The 24414-nt window shown below is 69.7% G+C and carries 23 protein-coding genes, 1 other RNA gene and 1 riboswitch; of the genes, 22 read left to right on the top strand and 2 right to left on the bottom strand.

Annotation, left to right across the window (positions count from 1 at the left end; all coding sequences use genetic code 11):
- Nucleotides 1-67 precede the first annotated feature (67 nt).
- From nrdR to thiL, 7 genes are all read left to right on the top strand, one after another.
- Nucleotides 68-589: a transcriptional regulator NrdR gene (nrdR, locus tag CURTO8I2_RS08275; protein WP_159680275.1), complete on the top strand. Its 522-nt coding sequence runs from the start codon at nucleotides 68-70 to the stop codon at nucleotides 587-589.
- A 119-nt stretch (nucleotides 590-708) separates the two neighbouring features.
- On the top strand, nucleotides 709-1809 hold the full coding sequence (gene ribD, locus CURTO8I2_RS08270; protein ID WP_159680273.1) for a bifunctional diaminohydroxyphosphoribosylaminopyrimidine deaminase/5-amino-6-(5-phosphoribosylamino)uracil reductase RibD: 1101 nt from the start codon (nucleotides 709-711) through the stop codon (nucleotides 1807-1809).
- Between the two features lie 214 nt (nucleotides 1810-2023).
- Nucleotides 2024-2172: riboswitch (FMN riboswitch) on the top strand.
- Between the two features lie 96 nt (nucleotides 2173-2268).
- Nucleotides 2269-2886 carry a riboflavin synthase gene (locus CURTO8I2_RS08265; RefSeq protein ID WP_159680271.1) on the top strand — a complete coding sequence of 206 codons (618 nt, stop codon included), beginning with the start codon at nucleotides 2269-2271 and terminating at the stop codon, nucleotides 2884-2886.
- The gene (gene ribB, locus CURTO8I2_RS08260; protein WP_159680268.1) at nucleotides 2883-3983 is read left to right on the top strand and encodes a 3,4-dihydroxy-2-butanone-4-phosphate synthase; all 1101 of its coding nucleotides are present in this window, start codon (nucleotides 2883-2885) and stop codon (nucleotides 3981-3983) included. The genes CURTO8I2_RS08265 and ribB overlap by 4 nt, the downstream gene beginning before the upstream one ends.
- Before the next feature lie 41 nt (nucleotides 3984-4024).
- On the top strand, nucleotides 4025-4492 hold the full coding sequence (gene ribH, locus CURTO8I2_RS08255; protein ID WP_159680266.1) for a 6,7-dimethyl-8-ribityllumazine synthase: 468 nt from the start codon (nucleotides 4025-4027) through the stop codon (nucleotides 4490-4492).
- On the top strand, nucleotides 4489-4953 hold the full coding sequence (gene nusB, locus CURTO8I2_RS08250; RefSeq protein ID WP_159680265.1) for a transcription antitermination factor NusB: 465 nt from the start codon (nucleotides 4489-4491) through the stop codon (nucleotides 4951-4953). The genes ribH and nusB overlap by 4 nt, the downstream gene beginning before the upstream one ends.
- 15 nt (nucleotides 4954-4968) lie before the next feature.
- A complete protein-coding gene (thiL, locus tag CURTO8I2_RS08245) occupies nucleotides 4969-5928 on the top strand; it encodes a thiamine-phosphate kinase (RefSeq protein ID WP_159680263.1) in 960 nt (319 codons plus the stop codon).
- A 673-nt stretch (nucleotides 5929-6601) separates the two neighbouring features.
- Here the strand turns inward: thiL and CURTO8I2_RS08240 are convergent.
- Both CURTO8I2_RS08240 and CURTO8I2_RS08235 read right to left on the bottom strand, forming a co-directional pair.
- Nucleotides 6602-6982, bottom strand: coding sequence for a YraN family protein (locus tag CURTO8I2_RS08240; protein WP_159680260.1), 381 nt, complete (start codon nucleotides 6980-6982; stop codon nucleotides 6602-6604).
- Nucleotides 6979-8220, bottom strand: coding sequence for a penicillin-binding protein activator (locus CURTO8I2_RS08235; RefSeq protein WP_159680258.1), 1242 nt, complete (start codon nucleotides 8218-8220; stop codon nucleotides 6979-6981). Before CURTO8I2_RS08235 ends, CURTO8I2_RS08240 begins: the two co-directional genes overlap by 4 nt.
- Nucleotides 8221-8276: 56 nt before the next feature.
- On the opposite strand from CURTO8I2_RS08235, the gene rsmI reads away from it, so the two are divergent.
- From rsmI to ftsA, 15 genes are all read left to right on the top strand, one after another.
- Nucleotides 8277-9125, top strand: coding sequence for a 16S rRNA (cytidine(1402)-2'-O)-methyltransferase (gene rsmI, locus CURTO8I2_RS08230; RefSeq protein ID WP_159680256.1), 849 nt, complete (start codon nucleotides 8277-8279; stop codon nucleotides 9123-9125).
- Nucleotides 9126-9162: 37 nt separating this feature from the next.
- A complete protein-coding gene (locus tag CURTO8I2_RS08225; protein WP_159680254.1) occupies nucleotides 9163-10029 on the top strand; it encodes an alpha/beta fold hydrolase in 867 nt (288 codons plus the stop codon).
- 50 nt (nucleotides 10030-10079) lie between these two features.
- Nucleotides 10080-10443, top strand: an RNA gene (rnpB, locus tag CURTO8I2_RS08220) — RNase P RNA component class A.
- A gap of 545 nt (nucleotides 10444-10988) precedes the next feature.
- Nucleotides 10989-11438, top strand: coding sequence for a division/cell wall cluster transcriptional repressor MraZ (locus CURTO8I2_RS08215; protein WP_159680251.1), 450 nt, complete (start codon nucleotides 10989-10991; stop codon nucleotides 11436-11438).
- 20 nt (nucleotides 11439-11458) lie between these two features.
- Nucleotides 11459-12403 (top strand): 16S rRNA (cytosine(1402)-N(4))-methyltransferase RsmH, encoded by a 945-nt coding sequence (rsmH, locus tag CURTO8I2_RS08210; RefSeq protein ID WP_236551038.1) that lies wholly within the window; start codon nucleotides 11459-11461, stop codon nucleotides 12401-12403.
- Nucleotides 12404-12405: 2 nt separating this feature from the next.
- Nucleotides 12406-12669, top strand: coding sequence for a cell division protein FtsL (ftsL, locus tag CURTO8I2_RS08205; RefSeq protein ID WP_159681607.1), 264 nt, complete (start codon nucleotides 12406-12408; stop codon nucleotides 12667-12669).
- Complete coding sequence (locus CURTO8I2_RS08200) at nucleotides 12666-14552, top strand: penicillin-binding protein 2 (RefSeq protein ID WP_159680249.1); 1887 nt, start codon at nucleotides 12666-12668, stop codon at nucleotides 14550-14552. The genes ftsL and CURTO8I2_RS08200 overlap by 4 nt, the downstream gene beginning before the upstream one ends.
- An 8-nt stretch (nucleotides 14553-14560) precedes the next feature.
- Nucleotides 14561-16039 (top strand): UDP-N-acetylmuramoyl-L-alanyl-D-glutamate--2,6-diaminopimelate ligase, encoded by a 1479-nt coding sequence (locus CURTO8I2_RS08195; protein WP_201295537.1) that lies wholly within the window; start codon nucleotides 14561-14563, stop codon nucleotides 16037-16039.
- On the top strand, nucleotides 16036-17418 hold the full coding sequence (murF, locus tag CURTO8I2_RS08190; RefSeq protein WP_159680245.1) for a UDP-N-acetylmuramoyl-tripeptide--D-alanyl-D-alanine ligase: 1383 nt from the start codon (nucleotides 16036-16038) through the stop codon (nucleotides 17416-17418). The genes CURTO8I2_RS08195 and murF overlap by 4 nt, the downstream gene beginning before the upstream one ends.
- Nucleotides 17408-18493, top strand: a complete 1086-nt coding sequence (mraY, locus tag CURTO8I2_RS08185; RefSeq protein ID WP_159680242.1) for a phospho-N-acetylmuramoyl-pentapeptide-transferase — start codon at nucleotides 17408-17410, stop codon at nucleotides 18491-18493. Before murF ends, mraY begins: the two co-directional genes overlap by 11 nt.
- Nucleotides 18493-19833, top strand: coding sequence for a putative lipid II flippase FtsW (ftsW, locus tag CURTO8I2_RS08180; RefSeq protein WP_159680240.1), 1341 nt, complete (start codon nucleotides 18493-18495; stop codon nucleotides 19831-19833). Before mraY ends, ftsW begins: the two co-directional genes overlap by 1 nt.
- On the top strand, nucleotides 19830-21284 hold the full coding sequence (gene murC / locus CURTO8I2_RS08175) for a UDP-N-acetylmuramate--L-alanine ligase (RefSeq protein ID WP_159680238.1): 1455 nt from the start codon (nucleotides 19830-19832) through the stop codon (nucleotides 21282-21284). The genes ftsW and murC overlap by 4 nt, the downstream gene beginning before the upstream one ends.
- Complete coding sequence (locus CURTO8I2_RS08170; protein WP_159680235.1) at nucleotides 21281-22255, top strand: D-alanine--D-alanine ligase; 975 nt, start codon at nucleotides 21281-21283, stop codon at nucleotides 22253-22255. The genes murC and CURTO8I2_RS08170 overlap by 4 nt, the downstream gene beginning before the upstream one ends.
- Nucleotides 22252-23079, top strand: coding sequence for a cell division protein FtsQ/DivIB (locus CURTO8I2_RS08165; RefSeq protein ID WP_236551037.1), 828 nt, complete (start codon nucleotides 22252-22254; stop codon nucleotides 23077-23079). Before CURTO8I2_RS08170 ends, CURTO8I2_RS08165 begins: the two co-directional genes overlap by 4 nt.
- A complete protein-coding gene (gene ftsA / locus CURTO8I2_RS08160) occupies nucleotides 23076-24311 on the top strand; it encodes a cell division protein FtsA (RefSeq protein WP_159681606.1) in 1236 nt (411 codons plus the stop codon). Before CURTO8I2_RS08165 ends, ftsA begins: the two co-directional genes overlap by 4 nt.
- The last annotated feature ends 103 nt before the right edge of the window (nucleotides 24312-24414 follow it).

Raw genomic sequence — 24414 nt, 5'->3', positions numbered from 1 at the left:
AGCGCCTGATCCCCGGGACGGCCGTTGCGTCGTACGCTCGAATGCTGTTCCCGACGCCCCGCGCCTGATGCATTGCCCCTTCTGCCAGCACACCGACACCCGCGTGATCGATTCGCGCGTGTCCGAGGACGGGGCGACGATCCGTCGTCGCCGCGAGTGCGAAGCCTGCGGGGAACGTTTCAGCACGCTCGAGACCATCGAGCTCAAGTTGCCGACGATCATCAAGGGCGACGGCCGGCGTGAGCCGTTCGATGCGCGCAAGTTGCGTCTGAGCATGGACCGCGCGCTGCACAAGCGTCCGGTGTCGGAAGAGCAGATCGAGGCGACGGTGCGCGCGGTGGTGCATCACCTGCGCATGACCGCGGAACGCGAAGTGTCCTCGCGCCGGGTCGGTGAGTTCGTCATTGCGGAACTGCGCAAGCTCGACCACGTCGGCTTCGTGCGCTTCGCGTCGGTGTACCGCTCGTTCGAGGACGTTGCCGATTTCCGCGAGGAACTCGACCGGCTCGAACGCGACCTGCCGGGCGATGGCCAGCTGCCGCTGCTCGAAGGTGAGACGGCGCCGGTCAAGACGCCGCGCAGACGCTGAGCGTCCGCAGGATTTCGTGCAGGCGCGCGGTCGCGCGCGAGGGTGCTGTGGGATTGCCGGGTTGCGCGCACGCGCCCTCCTACAATGGCGCCATCTCACGCACGCGTCGCCGAGGACCCATGACCGCTTTCACTGCCGACGATCACCGCTTCATGGCCCAGTCGCTGCGCCTCGCCGAGCGCGGCGCCTGGACGACGCGGCCCAATCCGATGGTCGGCTGTGTGCTCGTCGCGGACGGCGAGGTGGTCGGCGAAGGCTTCCACGTGCAGAAAGGCGGCCCGCATGCGGAAGTGGTCGCGCTGCAGGCGGCGGGTGATCGCGCGCGCGGCGCGACGGCCTACGTGACCCTGGAACCCTGTGCGCATACCGGCAGCACGGGACCGTGCGCCGATGCACTGATCGAGGCCGGCGTGGCGCGTGTCGTCGCGGCGATGCGCGACCCGTTCCCGCAGGTCGACGGCGCCGGGTTCGACCGCCTGCGGGCGGCGGGTGTGGTGGTCGAGTCCGGCCTGATGGAGGCGCAGGCGCGCGCCCTCAACCGGGGGTTCCTGTCGCGCGTCGAGCGCGGCCGGCCTTGGCTGCGGGTCAAGCTCGCCTGCAGCCTCGACGGGCGCACCGCGATGGCGAACGGCGATTCGAAATGGATCAGCGGGGAGGCCTCGCGCGCCGACGTGATGCGCTGGCGCGCACGCGCCGGCGCGCTGCTGACCGGCAGCGGCACGGTGCTGGCCGACGATCCGCACCTGACCGTGCGCCTCGCCGGCGACGCGCCGTTTGCGGTGCCGCTGCGGGTGGTGCTGGATCCGGGCCTGGCGACGATCTCGCGGGGCAACGTCCGCGACGGCGCAGCGCCCACGCTGTACGTCCACGCGCACGACACCAAGGTGCCCCAGGGCTTCGACGCGCCGCGCATGGCGGCGCCCCGCGGCAGCGATGGTCAGCTGGACCTGCGCGTGGTGCTCGATGCGCTGGGCGCGGGCGGCATCAACGACATCCAGGTCGAGGCGGGCGCCACCTTGTCGGGCGCCTTCCTGCGTGCAGGCCTCGTCGACGAGCTGTTGCTGTACATCGCGCCGTTGCTGCTCGGTGAGCGCGGCCGACCGCTGTTCGACGGGCTCGGCGTCGACACGATGGCGCAGCGCCTCCATCTGGAGACGATCGACACGCGCCGGGTCGGCGACGACACGCGCCTGCTGCTGCGGCCGAAGCCGACGGCCTGACGCCGCACCCGCCGGCGTTGCGCCACCCCGGCAGGCGCGTGGGGCGCCATCTCGGACGACCATTCCGTACGCAGGCGCATGAACGCACCGGGCCGACTGTCGTGGCCAGCGCGGCCCGCCTGTCCCTGCAATGAAGCGTCCCGCCGCTGCCGGCCGGGCTGCCCGAGCGGCGCTGGTAGAATCGCCGGGCCGGCCCAGCCGGCATCACACAATCGAATGTCTTCGGGGCGGGGTGGAAATCCCCACCGGCGGTAGGCGCGGCGACGCGCGAGCCCGCGAGCGCTGCCGGCACACGCCGGCGGGTCAGCAGATCCGGTCGAATGCCGGAGCCGACGGTCAGAGTCCGGATGCGAGAAGACGACCTCATGCGTGGCCTTCCGGCCGCGCACGCTGTCGCGTCCCGGACCGTTCCCTTTCGGCTTGACCGTGCGGGTGGCCCGCGCGGAGGGAGACAGCGACATGTTCACCGGACTGATCGAGGGCGTCGGGCGCCTGGTGTCCACCGAGGCACGCGGCGGCGACGCGCGGCTGCGCATCGCGGTCGGCACGCTGCCGTTCGACGGCGTGGCGATGGGCGAGAGTATCGCGGTCAATGGCGTGTGCCTGACCGTGGTGGCCTTCGACACCGCGCACTTCGAGGCCGATGCCTCCACCGAGACCCTGTCGCTGACCACGCTCGGCGCGCTGGCGCCGGGGCGTGCGGTGAACCTGGAGCGCGCGATGCGCCCGACCGACCGCCTGGGCGGCCACATGGTCAGCGGCCATGTCGACGGCGTCGGCAGCGTGGCCTCGGTGCACGACGATGCACGCGCGCAGCGCTGGCGGATCACAGCGCCGGCTGCGTTGCTGAAGTACGTCGCGCACAAGGGGTCGATCTGTGTCGACGGCGTCAGCCTGACCGTCAACACCCTCGATGCGTCCGGTTTCGAGGTCGCCCTGGTGCCGCATACCGTCGCGCACACCGCGTTCGGCAGCACGGCGGTCGGCGAGGCAGTGAACCTGGAAGTCGATCTGGTTGCCCGGTATGTCGAGCGTCTGCTCAGCGCGGGCGTCGTCCTGGCGGGAGCGGCGGCATGAATTTCGCACCCGTTCCCGAACTGCTGGAAGAGATCCGCCAGGGCCGGATGGTCGTCATCGTCGACGACGAGGACCGCGAGAACGAAGGCGACCTGATCATGGCCGCCGAGCTGGTGAAGCCGTCGGACATCAATTTCATGGTCACCCACGGCCGCGGCCTGGTGTGCCTGCCGGTGACGCCGAGCCGCGCCGCGCAGCTGGGCCTGGCGCCGATGGTCCGCGCGAATACCGCGCAGTTCCAGACCAACTTCACCGTCAGCATCGAGGCCGCCGAAGGCGTGACCACCGGCATCTCGGCGCACGATCGCGCGCACACGATCCGCACCGCGGTGAAGGCGAACGCGAAACCCGAGGATCTGCACCAGCCCGGTCACATCTTTCCGCTGGTCGCCCAGCCCGGCGGCGTGCTGACCCGCGCCGGTCATACCGAAGCCGGTGTCGATCTGGCGATGCTCGCGGGCCTCGAGCCGGCCGGCGTGCTGGTCGAGATCCTCAACCCCGACGGCAGCATGGCGCGCCGCCCGGAGCTGGAAGTCTTCGCCCGCACACACGGCCTGAAGATGGGCTCGATCGCCGATCTCATCGCCCATCGCCTGGCGACCGAGCACACCGTCGAGCGCATCGATGAGCGCGAGATCGAGACCGAATTCGGCGCGTTCCATCTGGTGACCTACCGCGACCGCATCGCCCACGAGCTGCATTTCGCGCTGGTGCGCGGGACCCCCGACGCCGAGACGCCGACCCTCGTCCGCGTGCAGGTGGAAAACCCGCTCGTCGACCTGCTGCACTGGCGCCGCGACGATTTCGGTGTGTCCGGCAGCGATGCGCTGCGCGCGATCGCCGGGGCCGGGCAGGGGGTGATGGTGGTGCTGTCGGCGCCACGCGACTCCGAAGCGCTGCTGGCGCGCCTGCGCAAGGAAGCCGTGGTCCGGCCGCCCGGCAAGGACAAGGACGTGGGCCAGTGGCGCCGCAACGGCGCCGGCGCACAGATCCTTGCCGACCTCGGCCTCGGCCGGCTGCGCGTGCTGGGCACGCCGCGCAAGCAGGTGGGCCTGGCCGGCTACGGCCTGGAAGTCGTCGAATACGTCACGCCCTGACCCACGCTAAACTGACCGGCCCTGCGCGAACTCCCATGCCCATGAGCTACCTCGAAGGCGACCTGCGCGCCCCGGCCGGCGCGCGTTACGCGATCGTCGCCAGCCGCTGGAATCCCAAGATCACCGACGCCCTGATCGCCGGCGCGCGCAAGGCGTTCACCGATCACGGTGTCGCCGAAGACGCGGTCGACGTGATCCGCGTGCCCGGTGCATGGGAAATTCCCGTGGTCTGCGCGCGGCTCGCCGCGGCCGGCGGCCACGCCGCGCTGCTGGGGCTGGGCTGCGTGGTGCGCGGCGACACCCGCCACTACGAGCAGGTGGCCGACGGCTGCAGCGACGCGCTGATGCGCGTGGCGCTCGACAGCCGCGTGCCGGTCGCCAACGGCGTGCTCGCGGTCGAAGCCTACGTCGACGCCGAGAAGCGCGCGGGCGGCAGTCACGGCAACAAGGGCGAAGAAGCGGCGCTGGTCGCCATCGAAATGAGCAACCTGTTGGACACCATCGGATGAACCAGACCCGCAAACCCCATGGCGTCGATCCCGTGCTGCGTTCGCGCGCGCGTCGCCGCGCCCTGCAGGCCATTTACGCGATGCAGATGTCGGGCACTGAGCCGCGCGAGATCGTCGCCCAGTTCGCCCACGAGCAGGCCAAGGAAGTCGCCGACCTCGCGTACTTCGAGGATCTGGTCCACGGCGTCGGCACGCGCTACCGCGAACTCGATGCCGCGCTGGCGCCGTTTCTCGACCGCACGATCGAAGAGGTCGATCCGATCGAGCGCGCGATGCTGCGCATCGCCGCCTACGAACTGCAGCACCGTGTCGACGTGCCGTATCGCGTCGTCATCGACGAGGCGCTGAAGACGGTCAAGCGCTTCGGCTCCGAGCACGGCCACACCTACGTCAACGGCGTGCTCGACCGCGCCGCCGCGGAATGGCGCGCGCCGGAAGTCGGCGCGCCGCGCGGGCGCTGAGCCCGGCCCCGTCGGATGACCGCCGGCGAGTTCGAGCTGATCGACCGGATCGCCGCGCGTACCGTCGCGCGCACGGATGTGGTGCTGGGCATCGGCGACGATGCCGCGCTGCTGCAGCCGCCCGCCGGCATGCAGCTGGTCGTGGCAATGGACACGCTCAACAGCGGCATCCATTTCCCGCACGACACCGCACCCGCCGACATCGGCTGGAAAGCGCTGGCGGTGAACCTGTCGGATCTGGCGGCCATGGGCGCCACGCCGGCGTGGTGCACGCTCTCGCTGTCCCTGCCCGAACCCGATTCGGCGTGGGTGGATGCGTTTCTCGACGGATTCGACGCGCTCGCGCGCCAGCACGCGGTCACCCTGGTCGGCGGCGACACCACGCGCGGACCGCTGTCGGTGTGCGTGACCGTCTTCGGGTTCATCGCCCCCGGCCGCGCGCTGCGGCGGGATTCTGCATGTGTCGATGACGATATCTGGGTCAGTGGCACGCCCGGCGATGCCGCGGCTGCACTCGTGCAGTGGTCGTCAGGCGTGACGCGTGATCCGGCGTTGCGCGCCAGGCTGGACCGGCCGACGCCACGGGTCGCGCTCGGTCTGCGGCTGTCCGGTCTGGCCCGTGCCGCAATCGACATCTCCGACGGCCTGCTGGCCGATCTCGCCCATGTCTGCCGCGCGAGCGCTGTACGTGCCGAGCTCGATGTCGACGCGTTGCCGGCATCCGATGCCCTGCGCGCCGCTGCGCCCGATCCGGACACACGTCGCGCGCTGCAGGCGAGTGGCGGGGACGATTACGAACTGTGCTTTACCGCGCCGGTCGGCGCTCGTGATGCGATCGAGACCGCTGGGAAGGAGGCAGGCGTTCCTGTGACCCGCTTCGGACGCATCGTGGAAGGGCAGGGTGTCGTCGCGACGACCGCAGATGGCGCGCTGTGGGCTCCAGTGCGCGCTGGGTGGGATCACTTCGCGGGTTGAAGCGCTTTCGCTGGCGGAGCTCGGGCGTACCGAAGTGATGTTTTCGAGCGATGGTCTGGCTCGGCAGCTGGCACGCTCCGGCTCCGGCTCCGGCTCCGACTCTGGCTTTGGCTTTGGCTTTGGCTTTGGCTGTTCGCTTTTGACTTGAATCGAGCCGTAAAGCGTGCCGAGCATCGCGTCCGGCGAAGACGGTTTTGCTTACTTTTGCCAAGACAAAAGTAAGCCGCGCGACAGCGCGGAAGCCCTGTACTTGATCTTCGCTCTGCGAGCAATTCGCTTGGCGATAGAAAAGGCCAACGCCAAGGCTGAAAAGCGAGAGCAAGTGCACGGCTTTCGCCCGCTGCGCGTGCGAGTCCCTTTTGGATGGACCCAAAAGGAACCAAAAGGTCCCTTCGCCGGACGCGAGCCGATGCGATGAAGCCGCATCGGTGCCCTGTGCGCCTCGCCTGACGCGGCACGCAGCCCAAACTCGCTGCGCTCAGACATGGGCTGCTCTCCGGCCACGCCAGGCTCCGGTGCTCGGCTCGCTCTACGGCTCGGTTCAAGTCAAAGGCTGAAAGCCAAAGCCAAAGCCAAAGCCAAAGCCAAAGCCGAAGAAAGAAACACGCCAACGTAAGTCCACGACGGCACGAACAATCGAACACCAAGCAGAGGCGCGTCCTGCCAGGACGAATCAATCATCCGCGCGAAACGCATCCTCGATCCACCGCAGCGTCGGCGCTTCCGCATCGCCGCTTGCCTCGACGACATCAAAACGGCAGGGCAGATCACGCAGCCCGCGCTCGCGCATCAGGAACTGCTGCGCCGCCAGCACCAGGCGCCGGCGCTTGCCGGCATCGACCGAGGCCGCGCCGCCACCGAACGCCGCGGTGCGGCGATGGCGGACTTCGATGAACACCACAACGCGCGTCGCACCGCGTGTGTCCAGCATCACCAGGTCGAGTTCGCCGCCGCGGAAGCCCACGTTCGCAGCGAGCGGTTGCAGGCCGGCGGCCTGCAGATGCGTGGCCGCTGCCCGCTCGACGGCAGCGCCATCGCGCCGCCGGTCGTTCAACCGCCGGCGTCCGCCTGCGGCACCACGTAACCGTTGCGCCACGTCGCCCACGCCGGCTGGCGCATGACGTTGCCGTCGCCGGAGATGCGCAGCATGCCGGTCGCGCCGCCGATGGACGAATCAGGCGTGCGGGCGAGATGTTCGAGATAGCCGCTCAGCAGCCAGGCATCGAAGCCGAACGCGAACAGACGCGCGGCGCCGCCGCGTGCGGTCGGCAAGTCGCGCGACACGGTGGTCAGCGGCGGCAGGGACCGCGCACTGGCGCCGGTCGACCAGCTTTCGGTCGGGAACACGATGCCGTCGAGGATCTGGTCTTCCTCCGCTTTGCCCGTGCCCTGCGCCAGCAGCGAGCTGCCGACGCGCGGGCGCGTGGCCAGGCCGGCGACCGACAGCTGCGGCGCCAGCACGCGGGCCTGGTTGCCGCGGATCGCGAGATACACCGCGTCGACCCCGACGCCGCTGGCCAGTGCGTTCTGCAGCACCGGCGTCTGGTCAACCGGCGTGTCGCCGATGATCGCGAGCGTGCCGACCACGCTGCCGCCGTTCTGGGCCAGACGCGCGGTCAGCGCATCGACGCTGCGCCGCGCGGCATCCTCGCCGTTGCTCAGCACCAGCACGTTGCGCGCGTTGCGCTTGAGCAGGTACTGCGCGGCGGCGTCGCCTTCGTCCTCCGGTGCCAGCGAAAACGCGGCGGCATTGTCGGGGGCCTGCATCGAACCCCGATTCAGGGCGATCACCGGCACCTGCGCCGGGCTGTGGAACAGCGCGTCGACTTCCTCGCGGCCCAGCGGACCGACGACCTGGTCGGCGCCTTCGGCGATCGCGCGGCTGTAGGCATTGGCGGTGCCGGCCGCAGTGCCGGCGGTGTCGTAGAACGCGAGTTCGGGGCGCGTGCGGCGCTCGCCGTAGTAGCCGGCCAGCAGGCCGTCGCGCACCGGCGCGGCGGCGGTCGCCAGCGATCCCGTCATCGGCAGCAACACCGCGAGCTTGCGCGGCGGGCGATAGCCGTCGCGTTCGGCGGCGGGGCGGGTGTCGTCGAAGGTCCAGCGACCCGGCGCGGCCGGGGTTTCCGACGGCGCGGCGACCGGGCCGGCACTGCCGGTGGTCTGCACGGTCGCGCAGCTGGCGAGCACGGCGGCCAGCGCGGCGCCGGCGAGCAGGCGCAGGGCGCGGGGCGGCGCGCCGACGGCGCGCGTCGTGCGCGTGCGGGCGTTCGAAGGCTGGACCGTTGCTGCCATGTCGCGGTTCCGCTGCGGGATAATGGGCGCATTCTAGCGTTCCCGGTGTGCAGACGATGAGCGACCCTTCCCGCGCCCCCGGCGTCCTGCATGTCGTGGCGACGCCGATCGGCAATCTGGGCGATCTGTCGCCGCGCGCGCAGGCAGTGCTGCGCAGCGTCGATGCGATCTGCGCCGAGGACACCCGGCACACGCGCCAGTTGCTCGGCCATTTCGGCATCGAGCGCCCGTTGATCGCCCTGCACGAACACAACGAGGACGGCCTGGCCGCGCGGCTGGTCGAGCGGCTGCAGGCCGGCGAATCGCTGGCGCTGGTCAGCGATGCCGGCACGCCGCTGGTGAGCGATCCCGGCTTTCGTCTGGTGCGGGCCGCCCGCGAGGCGGGGCTTCGCGTGTCGCCGGTGCCAGGGCCCAGCGCGCTGATCGCCGCACTGAGCGTCGCCGGTCTGCCGAGCGACCGTTTCGTGTTCGAAGGCTTCCTGCCGGCCAAGGCCGGTGCCCGCCGCGAACGCCTGCAGACGCTCGCGTCCGAGCCGCGCACGGTGTTGTTGTACGAATCCTCGCACCGCATCGAGGAGATGCTGGCCGACGCGGTGCAGGCCTTCGGTGGCGGGCGCCCGGCCGTGGTCGCGCGCGAGCTGACCAAACTCTTCGAGACCGTGCTCGACGGCCCGCTGGAAACCCTGGCCGCGCGCGTCGCGGGCGAGGCGGACCAGCGCAAGGGCGAGTTCGTGGTGCTGATAGAAGGGGCGGGCGACGACGTCGATGCGCGCCTGGCCGAGGGCCGGCGGGTCTATGCCCTGCTGAGCCGCGAGATGAAGCCGTCGCTGGCCGCCAAGCTCGCCGCCGACATCACCGGCGCACCGCGCAAGTCGCTGTACGGGCAGGGAACTCCGGAGGTCTGATCGCGTCCAACGGTGTCCCAAGGAAGGAAGTCACCGCATGCAGTCCCGATCCGCCCGCGGCCTGGTGGCCGCCGCGCTGTGCGTCGTCATGGCCGGTTGCACGTATTCGCTCAAGGAGTCGCATCTGCTCCGGCCGATGCCGGCGCCGGCGCCCGATCTCGCCGTGTTGGCCGCCACGCATGCCGGCTACACCGCCGCCGAGTCTCGAATCGACACGCCGGACGACGTCTCGATCTACCGCGTCGACCTCAAGCGCGCCGACGCCCGCGCGACGGTGCTGTACTTCGGTGGCAACGGGTTCCGCACCGGCCTGCACGCCCGGCGCATCTTCGACGCCTACGCCGGGCTCCCGGTGGATCTGGTGCTGGTCGACCATCGCGGTTACGGCGCCAGCACCGGCGCGCCGACCATTGAAGGGCTGCGTGCCGACGCGTTGCAGGTCTACGACCGGGTGCGCGCGGAGACGGTGGGCCGGCCGCTGATCGTGCACGGCCAGTCGCTGGGCAGCTTCTTCGCCGGCCATGTGGCCGATGCGCGACAGCTCGACGGCCTGGTGCTGGAAAGCTCGATGACCACCGCCGAGGACTGGGCCCGGGCGATGCGGGCGCGCGCCGGCTTCTGGACGCGGCTGGCGGTGCGACGTTTCGACATCGCGCCTGCCCTGCAGAAGACCGGCAATCTCGCGGTTGCGCGTCGGCTCGACGAGCCGGTGCTTTACCTCGTCGGCGAACTCGACGTCACCACCGCGCCGGAGTTCTCACAGGCGCTGTTCGATGCGACGCCGTTGCCTGCCACCGACAAACAGCTGGCCATCGTGCCTGGTCGCGGCCACAACGACGCCACGCTGTCGCCGGAATTCGGCGTCGTGTTCACCACACTGCTGGACCGGGCATCCGCCGACTGAGCCCATGGCGCCGGTGTGAGGCGTCACCGGCGTGCGACAATGCGCGCGGCGGAGTCGGCCAGACAGTCGCGTCATCCCGGGTGCTCGCATCCGGCGGTGCCGAGGAAAGTCCGGGCTCCACAGGGCAAGGTGCCAGGTAACGCCTGGGCGGCGCGAGCCGACGGAAAGTGCAACAGAAAGATACCGCCGAACGATTCTTCGGGATGCGTGGCAAGGGTGAAATGGTGCGGTAAGAGCGCACCGCGAGCCTGGTAACAGGCCGGCACGGCAAACCCCACCTGGAGCAAGACCAAATAGGGACCTCATGACGTTGCCCGCGTCGGGTCCGGGTAGGTTGCTCGAGCGTACCGGTGACGGTGCGCCTAGAGGAATGACTGTCCACGACAGAACCCGGCTTATCGGCCGGCTCCGCCACCTTGATCCCGCAAGCCCTCCGACGGACCGGAGGCCCGCCGCGTCTGTGGCCGTGGTCGGGGGCGACCTGTCCGGCTCCGTTCGATGCAATCCGCTGGCCCTCGCGGTACCTACGACCGGCGCCGAGCGGGGGCGCTCGTCGAATGCGTGCAGGACGGGTGCGGTTGCGCCGTCGGTTACCTCACGCCTCGACGCCGCCTGGAGGGATGTCAGGGCTCTGCCGTCTGCGCACCGTGTGGCTTCGACACCGCTGATGCTGCGGCGCAGCAGGCCGATTCCGTGAAGCCTGCGTGAGGGTTCCGTTCGTTGTCAATTTGACCGGAATCTCAAAATTTGAGACGAAACAGAAGCTTGTGGATAAAGCTTGAACAAGTCTCTGAAGAGTGCCGCAAGTCATTGACCAGACAGGTGAAAAGTTCTCGACAAAGCTGTTGACAACCCAAATGACGGGTCCTAAGGTGGCGACACGTGGGGAAACCGGGAATTTCGTGGTTTTCCGAACGCCAAAGCCCGCTCCAGACGGGCACTCAAGGGCAGGAACGGACGTGTTGCAGGGCGAGACCGCCATCACCATCGACGACAAGGGCCGACTGGCGATTCCCACCGCCTATCGGGACTTCGTCGCGCGTGAATGCGACAACCGGCTGGTCCTGACCTACAACCCCTTCGATGCCGGCGGGCTGTATCTCTATCCGTTCAAGGCCTGGGAAGCGCTGCGCGACCAGGTCAACGCACTGCCGCGCACCCTGGCCCGCAACCGCATCCTGCAGCTCAAGCTGGTCGGTGCCGCCACGGTGCTCGAGCCCGACGCGAGCGGCCGCATCGGCATTCCGCCCAGCCAGCGCAATACGGTCGGCATCGACCGCCGCGCCGTGCTGGTGGGCATGGGCGACAAGTTCGAGCTCTGGAGCGAGCAGGCGCATCAGGCGCAGATCCGCCAGACCCTGACCGACGAGGACATGGCCGGCGACGATCTCGAAGGATTGCCGTTGTGACCGCGGGTGGTACGGATGTCGTGTCCGGCCACCTCCCGGTGTTGTACGCGCAGGTGCTCGACGGCCTGCACGTGCGCCCGGATGGCCGCTACCTCGATGGCACCTTCGGCCGCGGTGGCCATGCCGCCGGCGTGCTCGCGCAGCTGGGCGCCGATGGCCGCCTGCTGGTGATGGACAAGGATCCCGATGCGATCGCGGTTGCCCAGGCGCGCTTCGGCGATGACCCGCGCGTGTCGATCTTCCGTGGCAGCTTCGTCGAGCTCACCGGCTGGCAGGACGTGACCCGCGCGCCGCTCGACGGCGTGCTGTTCGATCTGGGCGTGTCCTCGCCGCAGCTCGATGTCGCCGAGCGCGGCTTCAGCTTCGGCAAGGACGGTCCGCTCGACATGCGCATGGATCCCGACGCCGGCGAAAGTGCGGCGCAGTGGATCGCGCGCGCCGACGAGGCGGAGATCGCGGACGTGCTGTGGACCTATGGCGAGGAGCGCATGAGCCGCCGCATCGCGCGTGCGGTCGTCGCGCGCCGCGCCGAAGCGCCGTTCCTGCGCACGGCCGACCTGGCGGCCGTGATCGCCGCCAACGTACCGCGCAAGACCAAGCCGGGCCAGAAGGAAACGCATCCGGCCACGCGCTCGTTCCAGGCGATCCGCATCCACATCAACCGCGAGCTGGCCGATCTCGAAACCGGTCTCGATGCCGCGTTCGCTGCGCTGCGTCCGGGCGGCCGTCTCGCGGTGATCAGCTTCCACTCGCTGGAAGACCGCATCGTCAAGCGCTTCATCGCCGGTCACGCCAAGGCGCCGGCCGGCAACCGCCGTCTGCCGGAAGCCGCGCCTTTCGTGCCGCGCCTGCGCATCGTCGCCGACGCGACCAAGGCCGACGATGCCGAACTGCGGGCCAATCCGCGCGCCCGCAGTGCGGTGCTGCGTGTGGCCGAGAAGCTCGACCTGGAGGTGGCCGCATGAAGCTGCGCCATCTCGTGGTCGCGATTCTGCTGTGCGCCAACGTGATCACGGCGATCGGCGTGGTCCACGCGCGCCACGACTACCGCCAGCTCTACATCGACCTGACCCGTCTGGAGCGCGCGCGCGACGAGCTCAACATCGACTTCGGCCGCCTGCAGCTCGAGCAGGCCACGTGGGCGATGAGCAACCGCGTCGACCAGGTGGCACGCGAGCGCCTGGGCATGCGTTTCCCCGAGACGGCCGAGATCGTCGTGGTGCGCCCATGAACTTCCGCAAGTTCATCAAGGCCGGCGACGGCCACGCCAAGAAGCCGCGCAAGCGCGCGCAGTTCGACCTGCGCCTGCGCCTGATGCTGGTCGGCGGCGCGCTGGGCCTGGGCGCGGTGGCGCTGGTCGGCCGCGCGGTGGACCTGCAGCTGATCGACAACGCGTTCTACCAGCAGAAGGCCGACGCGCGTTTCCGCCGCGAAGTGCCGATCCCGGCCTCGCGCGGCATGATCACCGACCGCAATGGCGAGCCGCTGGCGATCTCCTCGCCGGTCGAATCGCTGTGGGCCAATCCGCAGGAACTGAGCAAGCATCCCGACCGCCTGCCCGAGCTGGCCCGGGCGACGGGCCTGCCGCTCGAGGAACTGTCGCGCGCGGTGTCGCAGCGCGCCGACAAGGAATTCATGTACATCCCGCGCCACCGCCGGATCAGCCCGGTCGCGGCCAAGCGCGTGCTGGATCTCGGCGTGCCGGGCGTGTTCTCGCAGCGCGAATACCGCCGTTTCTACCCGCAGGGTGAAGCGGTCTCGCACGTGCTCGGCTTCACCAACATCGACGACAACGGCCAGGAAGGCGTGGAACTCGCGTTCGACGAATGGCTGGCCGGCAAGCCGGGCGCGCAGAACGTGATCCGCGATCGCCACGGCCGCATCGTCGAACACGTGAGCCTGGTGCGCGCCGCCGAGCCGGGCAAGGATCTGGTGCTGAGCATCGACCGCCGCATCCAGTTTCTGGCGCACCGCGAGCTGCGGCGCGCGCTGGAAGACACCGGCGCGAGCGCAGGCTCGATCGTCGTGCTGGACGTGGCGACCGGCGAGGTGCTGGCGATGGCCAACCTGCCGACCTACAACAACAACCGCGTCACCGGCGAGAACCGCGACGCGCACCGCAACCGCGCGCTGACCGATCTGCTCGAGCCCGGCTCGACGATGAAGCCGATCACCGTGGCGGCAGCGCTGGAGAAGGGCGTCATCACGCCGGCGAGCACGTTCAATACCAGCCCGGGCTGGATTCCGAACGGCCGCTTCCGCACCAGCGATTTCCGCAACTACGGCGTGCTCGACACCACCGGCATCATCACCAAGAGCTCGAACGTCGGCTCGGCGATGATCGTGCACAAGCTCGAGAACCAGTACTTTTACGACTTCGTGCGCAGCTTCGGCTACGGGCAGAGCACCGGCAGCGGTTTCCCGGGCGAGGCCGCCGGCCTGTTCCCGGATCCGTCGCGCTGGAGCGGCACCAGCAAGCAGGGCATGTCCTACGGCTACGGCCTGTCGGTCACGCCGATGCAGATCGCCCACGCCTACGCCACGCTCGGCAATCACGGCCGCGCGATCACGCCGACCTTCGTCAAGGGGCAGGCGGGTGAATCGCACCAGGTGGTCTCGGCCGCGGTCGCCGACGAAGTGGTGCGGATGATGCAGACCGTCACCGAGCCCGGCGGCACCGGCACGCGCGCGGCGATCCTCGGCTATCACGTCGCCGGCAAGTCCGGCACGGCGCGCAAGGCCAGCGGCGGCGGCTATGCGCGCCGTTACCTCGCGTTCTTCGCCGGCCTGGTGCCGGTCGAGAATCCGCGCTTCGCGATGGCCGTCGTCATCGACGATCCCGACACCTCCAAGGGCGGCTCGACCTACGGCGGCGGCTACGTGTCCGCCCCGGTGTTCCAGCGGGTCATGGACGGCGCGCTGCGCCTGATGGACGTGCCGCCGGACGATATCGACACCTGGCTGGCCGCGCAGGCCACGGCCGATGCCAAGCGTGCGCGCGAGCAGGGCCGGACCGTGCCCGCGACGCCGGCGGCCGCACCCGCGGCGCCGGTCGTGTCCGCCGCGCAGCCCACGCCGGTCGCCGCGACGCACGTCGCCGGAGGCCAGCGATGAGCCGCGCGATGGCGCTCAGCACCTTGCTGCCCGACGTGGCGGCGGTGCCGGCCGACACCGTGATCATCGGTCTCGTCCAGGACAGCCGCGCGATCCGTCCGGGCGACGCCTTCGTCGCAATCGGCGGCTTCGGTACCCACGGCCTGCACTTCACCGACATCGCGCGCGCCGCCGGCGCCAGCGCGATCCTGTTCGAGCCGCCGGTCCCGGCGGAGATTCCCTCGCTGCCGGCCGATGCGATCGCCGTCACCGGTCTGCGTGCGCGCATGGGCACGATGGCCGATGCGTTCCATGGCCAGCCGTCGCAGGCGATGACGATGGTCGGCGTGACCGGCACCAGCGGCAAGACCTCGACGGTGCAGCTGCTGGCGCAGGCGCTCGAAGCCATCGGCACGCGCGCCGGCACCATCGGCACGCTCGGCGCCGGCCTGCATGGCGCGATCGCGCCGACCGGCTTCACCACGCCGCTGGTGCTGCAGACGCATGCGCTGCTCGCGCAGCTGCGCGACGCCGGCGCAGCTGCGGTGGCGATGGAAGTCAGCTCGCACGCGCTCGACCAGGGCCGCGTCGACGCCGTGCATTACGACGTCGCGGTGTTCACTAATCTCACCCGCGACCATCTCGACTATCACGGCGACATGGCCGGCTACGGCGCGGCGAAGGCCAAGCTGTTCGTGCGCGAGGGCCTGAAGGCCGCGGTCATCAACATCGACGACGCCTTCGGCGCCACGCTGCCCGCGCAGCTCGACGGCAGCGTCCGTGCGATCACCACCAGCGCTGCCGGCAATGCCGCGGCCGACATCGCAGCGCACGACATCACGCTCGACGACCGCGGCCTCGCGTTCACGCTGTGCATCGACGGCCAGTCGCTGCCGGTGCGCGCGGCGCTGCTCGGCCGCTTCAACGTCGACAACCTGCTGGTCGTGGCCGGCGTGCTGCGTGCGCTGGACCATGCGCCGGCCGACATCGCGCGCGTGCTCGGCGCTCTGCAACCGATCGCCGGCCGCATGAACCGTCTGGGCGGCGGCGACACGCAGCCGCTGGTCGTCGTCGACTATTCGCACAAGCCCGATCCGCTTCAGCAGGCGCTGCAGTCATTGCGCGGTCATCTGCGTGGCGAGCTGGTCTGCGTGTTCGGCTGCGGCGGTGAGCGCGACACCGGCAAGCGTCCGCAGATGGCGGCCATCGCCGAAGCGCACGCCGACCGGGTCATCGTCACCGACGACAACCCGCGCGGCGAGAACGGCGATGCGATCGTCGCCGACATCCTGGCCGGCTTCGCCAGGCCCGACGCCGTCACGATCGAGCGCGACCGTCGTCGCGCGATCGAACGCGCGATCGGCGAAGCGAAGCCGGGCGACATCGTGCTGATCGCCGGCAAGGGCCACGAGCCCTACCAGGAGATCGACGGCGTGCAGCATGCCTTCGACGACCGCGTCGTCGCGCAGGCCGCGCTGGATGCACGTGATGCGGAGGCGCGGTCATGAATCCGTTGTCGCTCGCCCGCATCGCACAGCTGGTCAACGGTCGTCTGCACGGCGTCGACAGCGATTTTCCGATCGATGCCGTCGCCACCGATACCCGCAAGCTCGACGCGGCCGAAGTGCATGCGCTGCTGTTCGTCGCGCTGAAGGGCGACACCTTCGACGGGCACGATCACGTCGCTGATGCCGCCGCCCGCGGCGCGCGTGCGGCACTGGTCGCGCGTCCGCTCGACATCACGTTGCCGCAGATCGTGGTCAGTGATCCGCAGCTGGCACTCGGTGCGCTGGCCACCGCGGTGCAGCGCGCACGCGCCGCGACGGTCGTGGCGATCACCGGCAGCAACGGCAAGACCAGCGTCAAGCAGCTGGTCGCCGCGATCCTGTCGCGTCATGCACCCACCAGCTTCAACCCCGGCAATTTCAACAACGAGATCGGCCTGCCGCTGGCGGTACTCGATGCGCCGGAAGATGCGGTCTTCGCGGTCTACGAGATGGGCGCCGGCAAGCCGGGTGACATCGCCTACCTGACCGCGATCGCGCAGCCGCGCATCGCACTGGTCAACAACATCGCGCCGGCGCACATGGAGCGCATGGGCAGCCTGCTGGGCATCGCCGATACCAAGGCCGCGATCTACGACGCGCTGCCCGCAGACGGCACCGCGATCATCAATGCCGACGACGCGTTCGCACCGTATTTCGCGGAGCGCGCCCACGGCCGTCGCCTGCTGCGCTTCGGCATCGAGGCCACGGCCGACGTGTCCGCGCGCGACGTGCGCCTCGATGAAGCCGGTGCGCACTTCCGTCTGCTCACGCCCGCGGGCGAGGCCGACGTCACCCTGCCGTTGCCCGGCCGCCACAACGTGCGCAACGCGCTCGCCGCGACGGCCATCGCGCTCGCCGCCGGCGTGCCGCTGGCGACCATCGTCGTCGCGCTCGGCAGCGCCGAAGCCGTCGCCGGCCGTCTGGTCCGCTACACGGTGGCTGAAGGCGCGGTGCTGATCGACGACAGCTACAACGCCAATCCCGGTTCGCTCAACGCCGCCATCGACACGCTCGCCGCCGGCGGCGGTGACCGCTGGCTGGTGCTGGGCGACATGCGCGAACTCGGCACCGATGGCGCGGCGATGCACGCCCAGGCCGGTGTGCGCGCGAAGTCGGCCGGCATCGCGCGGCTGTATGCGCTGGGCGCACTGAGCGCGGCCGCCGCTGATGCCTTCGGCGACGGTGCGCGCCGATTCGAGACCCACGACGCGCTGATCGAAGCGCTGCGGGCCGACCTGCACGCCGATGCGCGCGTGCTGGTGAAGGGCTCGCGCGGCAGCGCGATGGACCGGGTGGTCACCGCGCTGCGCACGACTGAAGGAACCGGACATGCTGCTTGAACTCGCCCGCTGGCTGCAGGGTCTGGAAGACTTCTTCAAGCTGTTCGAATACCTCACGTTCCGCGGCATCCTCGCGGCGCTGACCTCGCTGCTGCTGTCGCTGTGGCTGGGCCCGGCGGTGATCCGCAAGCTCGCCCAGTTCAAGGGCGGCCAGCCGATCCGTCAGGACGGTCCGCAGACGCATTTCTCCAAAGCCGGTACGCCGACCATGGGCGGGGCGCTGATCCTGCTGACCATCTTCCTGTCGGTGCTGCTGTGGGGCGACCTGCGCAACAAGTACGTGTGGGTGGTGATGGGCGTGATGGTGGCCTTCGGCGTGATCGGCTGGTACGACGACTGGATCAAGATCGTCAAGCGCGATCCCAACGGCCTCAAGTCCCGCTGGAAGTACCTGCTGCAGTCGATCTTCGGCCTCGCCGCCGGTCTCTACCTCTATCTCTATGCCGACGTCGCCGCGGCCACCACGTTCTACGTGCCGCTGTTCAAGTCGATCGCCCTGCCGCTGGCCGGCGTCAGTTTCGTGGCGATCGCCTACTTCTGGATCGTCGGCTTCTCCAATGCGGTGAACCTGACCGACGGGCTCGACGGTCTGGCGATCATGCCGACCGTGCTGGTCGCCTGCGGTCTCGGCGTGTTCGCCTACGCCTCCGGCAACGCGGTGTTCTCGAACTACCTGCAAATTCCGCAGGTGCCGGGCGCGGGTGAACTGGTGATCATCTGCGCGGCGATCGCCGGCGCGGGCCTGGGCTTCCTGTGGTTCAACACGTATCCGGCGATGGTGTTCATGGGCGATATCGGCGCGCTGGCGCTCGGCGCCGTGCTCGGCACGATGGCGGTGATCGTCCGCCAGGAACTGGTGCTGGTAATCATGGGCGGCATCTTCGTCATCGAGACGCTGTCGGTGATGATCCAGGTGGCCAGCTTCAAGCTGACCGGCAAGCGCGTGTTCCGCATGGCGCCCATCCACCACCACTTCGAACTCAAGGGCTGGCCCGAGCCGCGCGTGATCGTGCGTTTCTGGATCATCTCGGTGATCCTGGTGCTGGTCGGCCTCGCCACGTTGAAGGTGCGCTGATGGCCCGCAGCTACGATGCCATGGCCCACGACGGCGCCGGCACCCGCCAGGCGACCCGCATCGACGACATCGTCGGCCGCTTCGATCCGTGGCTGGTCGGCATCATCGTGTCGATCGCGACGCTCGGCGTGATCATGGTCGCGTCGAGCTCGATCGCCATCGGCGAGGACCTGCGCGTCGGCCGCTACTACTTCCTGACCCGTCATCTGATGTTCCTTGCGCTGGGTTTCGGCCTGGCGTTCGCGGTGATGCGCACGGAACTCAAGACGATCGAGAAATACGACCGCTTCGTGCTGCTGGCCTGCTTCGGCCTGCTGCTGCTGGTGTTCGTGCCCGGCCTCGGCCGCTCGGTCAATGGCGCGCACCGCTGGATCTGGCTGGGCGTGTCGAACTTCCAGGTCGTCGAGGCGGTCAAGGTCATCTACATCGTGTGGCTGTCGAGCTATCTCGTGCGCTTCCGCGACGAGGTCAACGCGACCTGGCCGGCGATGCTCAAGCCGCTCGGCGTCGCGGTCGGCCTGGTCGGCCTGCTGCTGCTGCAGCCCGACTTCGGCCACGCCTCGCTGATCCTCGCGGTGACCGCCGGCATGCTGGTGCTCGGCGGCGTGCACATGCCGCGCATGGCTGCGCCGGTCGTCATCGGCCTGCCGATCTTCGCCTTCATCGCGATCCTCGAGCCCTACCGCGTGCGTCGCCTGACCTCGTTCCTCGATCCGTGGGCCGACCAGCTCGGCGCGGGCTACCAGCTCAGCAATGCGCTGATGGCGGTGGGGCGCGGCGAGTTCGCCGGCGTGGGCCTGGGGGCATCGGTGCAGAAGCTGTCGTACCTGCCCGAAGCGCATACCGACTTCATCTTCTCGGTGCTGGCCGAGGAACTCGGCTTTATCGGCGTGTGCCTGGTGATCGGCCTGTTCGTCGCGCTGGTCGGCCGTGCGTTCTGGGTCGGCCTGAAGTGCGTCGAGATGCGCCGCCACTTCGCCGGCTACTGCGCCTTCGGCGTGGCGCTGATGATCGGCCTGCAGAGCATGGTGTCGATCGGCGTGAACCTCGGCTTGCTGCCGACCAAGGGCCTCACCCTGCCGCTGGTGTCGTCGGGCGGCTCCAGCGTGATGATGACGTGCGTCGCGATGGGCCTGCTGCTGCGCGTGTCCTACGAACTCGACCGTGCCCAGCGTCAGGTCGCCCGGTTGCGCGGCGACGCCGCGGCGCCGGCGCCCGCAGGCCCGGTTCCCCCCACCACCCAGCCGCCACTGCCCGTGCAGTCGGGCGCGCCGTCGCGCGGTACCAGCCGCCTGCAGCAGCGCGTCGAGCCGAGCTTCGGCGGCAGGAGCCAGGCATGATCCGTCGTCTCCACCAGACCCGCGGCCTGTCGAAGGAAGACTTCGCCAAGGTGTTCTCGCGCGTCCACTTCGTCGGCATCGGCGGCATCGGCATGAGCGGCATCGCCGAAGTGCTGTGCACGCTGGGCTACAAGGTGTCGGGTTCCGATACCGCCGACAGCGCGACCACGCGTCGCCTGACGCGTCTGGGCGCGACGATCCATCGTGGCCACGCCGCGGCCAACGTGCTGGGCACCGACTGCGTGGTCGTGTCGAGCGCGATCCGCCACGACAACCCCGAGCTGATGGAAGCGCGCGCGCAGCGCATTCCGGTGGTGCCGCGCGCCGAGATGCTCGCCGAGCTGATGCGCTTCCGCCGCAGCATCGCGGTGGCCGGCACCCACGGCAAGACGACGACGACCTCGCTGACCGCGAGCGTGCTCGCCGAGGGTGGCCTCGATCCGACGTTCGTCGTCGGTGGCCAGTTGCTGGCCGCGGGCGCGAATGCGCGGCTGGGCAGCGGCGACTGGCTGGTGGCCGAGGCCGACGAGAGCGACGGCAGTTTCCTGCGTCTCAATCCGCTGGTCGCCATCGTCACCAACATCGACGCCGATCACCTGGAGAACTACGGCGGCGACTTCGCCCGCGTGCAGGCCGCGTTCCACGAATTCCTGCACCGCCTGCCGTTCTACGGTCTCGCGGTGCTGTGCATCGATGACGCCGAAGTCGCGCGTCTGGCGTCGGAAACGCCGCGCCACGTGATGACCTACGGTCTGTCCGAAGACGCCGACGTGCGCGCCGAGGACATCGGCCAGGACGGCGCGGCGATGACGTTCACGCTGTGCCTGCCCGAGAACACCCGCGTGCGTGCGCGTCTCGCGCTGCCCGGCCGCCACAACGTGCTCAACGCGCTCGCCGCCGCCGCAGTGGGCTGGCAGCTCGGCGTCGCGCCGGAAGCCATCGTCGCCGCGCTCGGCCGCTTCGAGGGTATCGGCCGCCGCTTCAATCTGCTCGGCGAGCTCGTCACGCCGACCGGCGCACGCGTGCAGCTGGTCGACGACTACGGCCATCACCCCAGGGAACTCGCTGCGGTGTTCGAAGCCGCGCGTGGGGGCTGGAGCGACCGTCGCCTCGTCGTGGCGTTCCAGCCGCACCGCTACAGCCGCACGCGTGACCTGTTCGACGATTTCGCCGGCGTGCTGTCGGATGTCGACGCGCTGGTGCTGACCGAGGTCTATCCGGCCGGCGAAGCGCCGATCGCGGGCGCGGACGCGAAGGCGCTGGCGCGTGCGATCCGGGCGCGTGGCCGCATCGATCCCGTCGTCGTCAACAGCGCCGACGACCTGGCCGGCGTGCTGCCGGACATCCTCCAGGACGGCGACCTGCTGCTGATGATGGGCGCCGGCGACATCGGCGCCGCCGTGCAGCAGCTGGCGCAGTCCGGCTTCCAGGTGACGGAGGGCACGCGATGAGCCTGACACTGTCGCCGCCGCGCTTCACCGATCCGGCCGTGTTCGGTCGCGTCGCCGTGCTGCTCGGCGGTCCCGGTTCCGAGCGCGAGGTCTCGCTGCAGTCGGGGCAGGGCGTGCTCGAGGCGCTGCGTTCGCGCGGCGTCGATGCGCATGCCGTCGACGGCGTACCGGCGCTGGCCAAGGCGATCGTCGCCGGCCAGTTCGACCGCGTGTTCAACATCCTGCACGGCGGCGACGGCGAGAACGGCGTGGTGCAGGGTCTGCTCGACGCATTCGCGGTGCCTTACACCGGCTCGCGCGTGCTCGGTTCGGCGCTGACCATGGACAAGATCCGCACCAAGCAGGTGTGGATGAGCCTCGACCTGCCGACGCCGCGCTACCGCCGCCTGCAGCAGGGCGACGACGTCCATGCCGCGGCGCGCGAGATCGGCCTGCCGGTCATCATCAAGCCGTCGAAGGAAGGCTCCAGCGTCGGCATCAGCCGCGTGTTCGAAGACGCCGATCTGGAGGCCGCGGTCGCGCTTGCTGCGCGCTATCCGGGCGAACTGCTGATGGAGCAGATGGTCGAGGGCGACGAACTCACCGTCGCGGTAATCGAAGACCTCGAAGGCCCGCGTGCGCTGCCGTCGATCCGCATCGTGCCCAAGGGCGCGTGGTACGACTACGACGCCAAGTACGTGTCCGACGACACCCAGTACCTGTGCCCCGGCCTGGACGGTGCCGACGAGACGCGCATCCGTGCGCTCGCCGTCGACGCGTTCGTATCGGCCGGCTGCAGCGGCTGGGGCCGCGTGGACGTGATGCGTGACCGTCGCACCGGCGCGCTGCTGCTGCTCGAAGTGAACACCGCGCCGGGCATGACCAGCCATTCGCTGGTGCCCAAGGCCGCGGCGAAGATCGGCATCGACTATCCGGCGCTGTGCTGGCGCGTGCTCGAAGCGACCCTTCCGTTGGAGGTGACGGCGCGATGAGCCAGGCGTTCGGCACGATGCTGCGGGTTCTGGCCTGGACACTGGCGATTGCGCTGGTGGCCCTGCCGGTGGTCGCCGTCGTCAACGGCTGGATCGGCGCCGACCGCTGGCCGCTGCGTGTGCTGCGCGTCAACGACGGCCTGGAGCAGGTCGACACCGCGCGCGTGCGCGCCGCGGTGCTGCCGCATGCGCAGCGTGGATTCTTCGCCGTCGATCTGGGCGATGCGCAGCGCGACATCGCGCGTCTGCCGTGGGTGGCCGGCGTCGAAGTGCGCAAGACCTGGCCGGACGTGCTGGACGTGCGCATCGCCGAGCACGTGCCCTTCGCGCACTGGGGCGACGCGCGCCTGCTGTCGACGCGTGGCCGCCTGTTCGCCGCGGACGGTGTCGAGGCCCCCGCGCAGATGCCGCACTTCGAAGGTCCCGAGAACCGCATCGCCGACATCGTCGCGCTCTACAACGAATCCCGCGATCTGTTCGGCGGCGCCGGCGTGCAGGTCGAGCGCGTGGTGCTCGACGCGCGCGGCAGCTGGCACCTGACGCTGTCGAGCGGTACCGAAGTCATCGTCGGCAGCCAGGAAGCGCGTCTGCGTCTCGCCCGGTTCGCGCGGATGCTGCCGCGCCTGACCACCGGCCGCGCCGAGCCGCTCGCGCGCGCCGACCTCCGCTACACCAACGGCTTCGCCCTCGTCTGGGCGCAGCCCGAAGCGGCCGAAGCCGCTGCCGATGCAGGCGCTGCGGCGCTGGCCGGCACACCCGCCAACCGCGTCGCGGTGGCCCCGATGTCCCACGCACTCCGCATCCAGAAGCACGGCCTCACATGAACCGCAAAGGCGACAAGACGCTCATCGTCGGACTCGACATCGGCACCTCGAAAGTGGTGGCGCTGGTCGGCGAATATTCGCCGGGCAACCCGATCGAAGTCATCGGCATCGGCAGCCACGAATCGCGCGGGCTCAAGCGCGGCGTGGTGGTCGACATCGAATCGACGGTCCAGTCGATCCAGCGTGCAGTGGAAGAGGCCGAGCTGATGGCCGGCTGCGAGATCCGCTCGGTCTACGCGTCGATCTCCGGCAACCACGTGCAGTGCCGCAACTCGCCGGGCATCGTGCCGATCCGCGACAACGAAGTGACCTGGGCCGATCTCGACCGCGTGCTCGACGCCGCCAAGGCCGTCGCGATTCCGGCCGACCAGAAGATCCTGCACGCGATTCCGCGCGAGTACGTGCTCGACGATTCGCAGGAAGGCATCCGCAATCCGGTCGGCATGACCGGCGTGCGCCTCGAAGTGCATGCGCACCTCGTGGTCTGCGCGCAGTCGGCCGCGGCCAACATCAGCAAGTGTGTGCAGCGTTGCGGCCTCTTGATCGACGATCTGATCCTGTCGTCGCTGGCCTCGAGCACCGCGGTGCTGACCTCGGACGAGCGCGAGCTCGGCGTGGTGCTGGTCGACATGGGCGCGGGCACGACCGATCTGGCGGTGTTCGTGCAGGGCGCGATCTGCCACACGGCCAGCCTGCCGATCGCCGGCGACAAGGTCACCGAAGACATCGCGCACATGCTGCGCACGCCGACGCCGGAAGCCGAGCAGATCAAGGTCCGCTACGCCTGCGCGCTGGCGCAGCTGGCGACCAGCGAGGAATCGATCCAGGTGCCGAGCGTCGGCGACCGTCCGCCGCGTCGCCTGCCGCGCCAGTCGCTGGCGCAGGCGGTGCAGGCGCGCTACGAGGAAATTTTCGAGATGGTGCAGGCCGAACTGCGTCGCTCGGGCTTCGAACAGCACGTCCGCGCCGGCATGGTGCTGACCGGCGGCGCCTCGAAGATGGAAGGCGTGGTCGAACTCGCCGAGGAAATGCTGCAGATGCCGGTGCGCGTGGGCATTCCGCAGCACGTCACGGGCCTGGGCGAAGTGGTCGGCAATCCGGTCCACGCGAGCGGCGTGGGCCTGCTGCTGATGGGCAGCCAGATCGAACACCCGCGGCGTCCGGTGGTTTCCGGCGGTCGCGCCGGCGGGTGGATGAAGAAGATGTGGGCGCGGTTCAACGGCGAATTCTGATTCGCGCCAGTGCGGGATGCGGCGGGCAGGGCGACGGCGACAGATGCAAGTGCGGCAGGCGACACCTAAACCAATAGATGCCGGGAAGGACGTGGACACCACG

It is taken from the genome of Luteimonas sp. 9C (assembly GCF_902506295.1).
Taxonomy (GTDB): domain Bacteria; phylum Pseudomonadota; class Gammaproteobacteria; order Xanthomonadales; family Xanthomonadaceae; genus Luteimonas.
Note: the sequence above shows the minus strand (reverse complement) of the source record. Positions and strands in the feature narration are given on the sequence as shown.

Excerpts from the sequence above, each read along its gene's own strand:
- nrdR (WP_159680275.1), top strand. The coding sequence starts at position 68 with ATGCATTGCCCCTTCTGCCAGCACACCGACACCCGCGTGATCGATTCG.
- ribD (WP_159680273.1), top strand. The coding sequence starts at position 709 with ATGACCGCTTTCACTGCCGACGATCACCGCTTCATGGCCCAGTCGCTG.
- CURTO8I2_RS08265 (WP_159680271.1), top strand. The coding sequence starts at position 2,269 with ATGTTCACCGGACTGATCGAGGGCGTCGGGCGCCTGGTGTCCACCGAG.
- ribB (WP_159680268.1), top strand. The coding sequence starts at position 2,883 with ATGAATTTCGCACCCGTTCCCGAACTGCTGGAAGAGATCCGCCAGGGC.
- ribH (WP_159680266.1), top strand. The coding sequence starts at position 4,025 with ATGAGCTACCTCGAAGGCGACCTGCGCGCCCCGGCCGGCGCGCGTTAC.
- nusB (WP_159680265.1), top strand. The coding sequence starts at position 4,489 with ATGAACCAGACCCGCAAACCCCATGGCGTCGATCCCGTGCTGCGTTCG.
- thiL (WP_159680263.1), top strand. The coding sequence starts at position 4,969 with ATGACCGCCGGCGAGTTCGAGCTGATCGACCGGATCGCCGCGCGTACC.
- CURTO8I2_RS08235 (WP_159680258.1), bottom strand. The coding sequence starts at position 8,220 with ATGGCAGCAACGGTCCAGCCTTCGAACGCCCGCACGCGCACGACGCGC.
- rsmI (WP_159680256.1), top strand. The coding sequence starts at position 8,277 with ATGAGCGACCCTTCCCGCGCCCCCGGCGTCCTGCATGTCGTGGCGACG.
- CURTO8I2_RS08225 (WP_159680254.1), top strand. The coding sequence starts at position 9,163 with ATGCAGTCCCGATCCGCCCGCGGCCTGGTGGCCGCCGCGCTGTGCGTC.
- CURTO8I2_RS08200 (WP_159680249.1), top strand. The coding sequence starts at position 12,666 with ATGAACTTCCGCAAGTTCATCAAGGCCGGCGACGGCCACGCCAAGAAG.
- CURTO8I2_RS08195 (WP_201295537.1), top strand. The coding sequence starts at position 14,561 with ATGGCGCTCAGCACCTTGCTGCCCGACGTGGCGGCGGTGCCGGCCGAC.
- murF (WP_159680245.1), top strand. The coding sequence starts at position 16,036 with ATGAATCCGTTGTCGCTCGCCCGCATCGCACAGCTGGTCAACGGTCGT.
- mraY (WP_159680242.1), top strand. The coding sequence starts at position 17,408 with ATGCTGCTTGAACTCGCCCGCTGGCTGCAGGGTCTGGAAGACTTCTTC.
- ftsW (WP_159680240.1), top strand. The coding sequence starts at position 18,493 with ATGGCCCGCAGCTACGATGCCATGGCCCACGACGGCGCCGGCACCCGC.
- murC (WP_159680238.1), top strand. The coding sequence starts at position 19,830 with ATGATCCGTCGTCTCCACCAGACCCGCGGCCTGTCGAAGGAAGACTTC.
- CURTO8I2_RS08170 (WP_159680235.1), top strand. The coding sequence starts at position 21,281 with ATGAGCCTGACACTGTCGCCGCCGCGCTTCACCGATCCGGCCGTGTTC.
- CURTO8I2_RS08165 (WP_236551037.1), top strand. The coding sequence starts at position 22,252 with ATGAGCCAGGCGTTCGGCACGATGCTGCGGGTTCTGGCCTGGACACTG.
- ftsA (WP_159681606.1), top strand. The coding sequence starts at position 23,076 with ATGAACCGCAAAGGCGACAAGACGCTCATCGTCGGACTCGACATCGGC.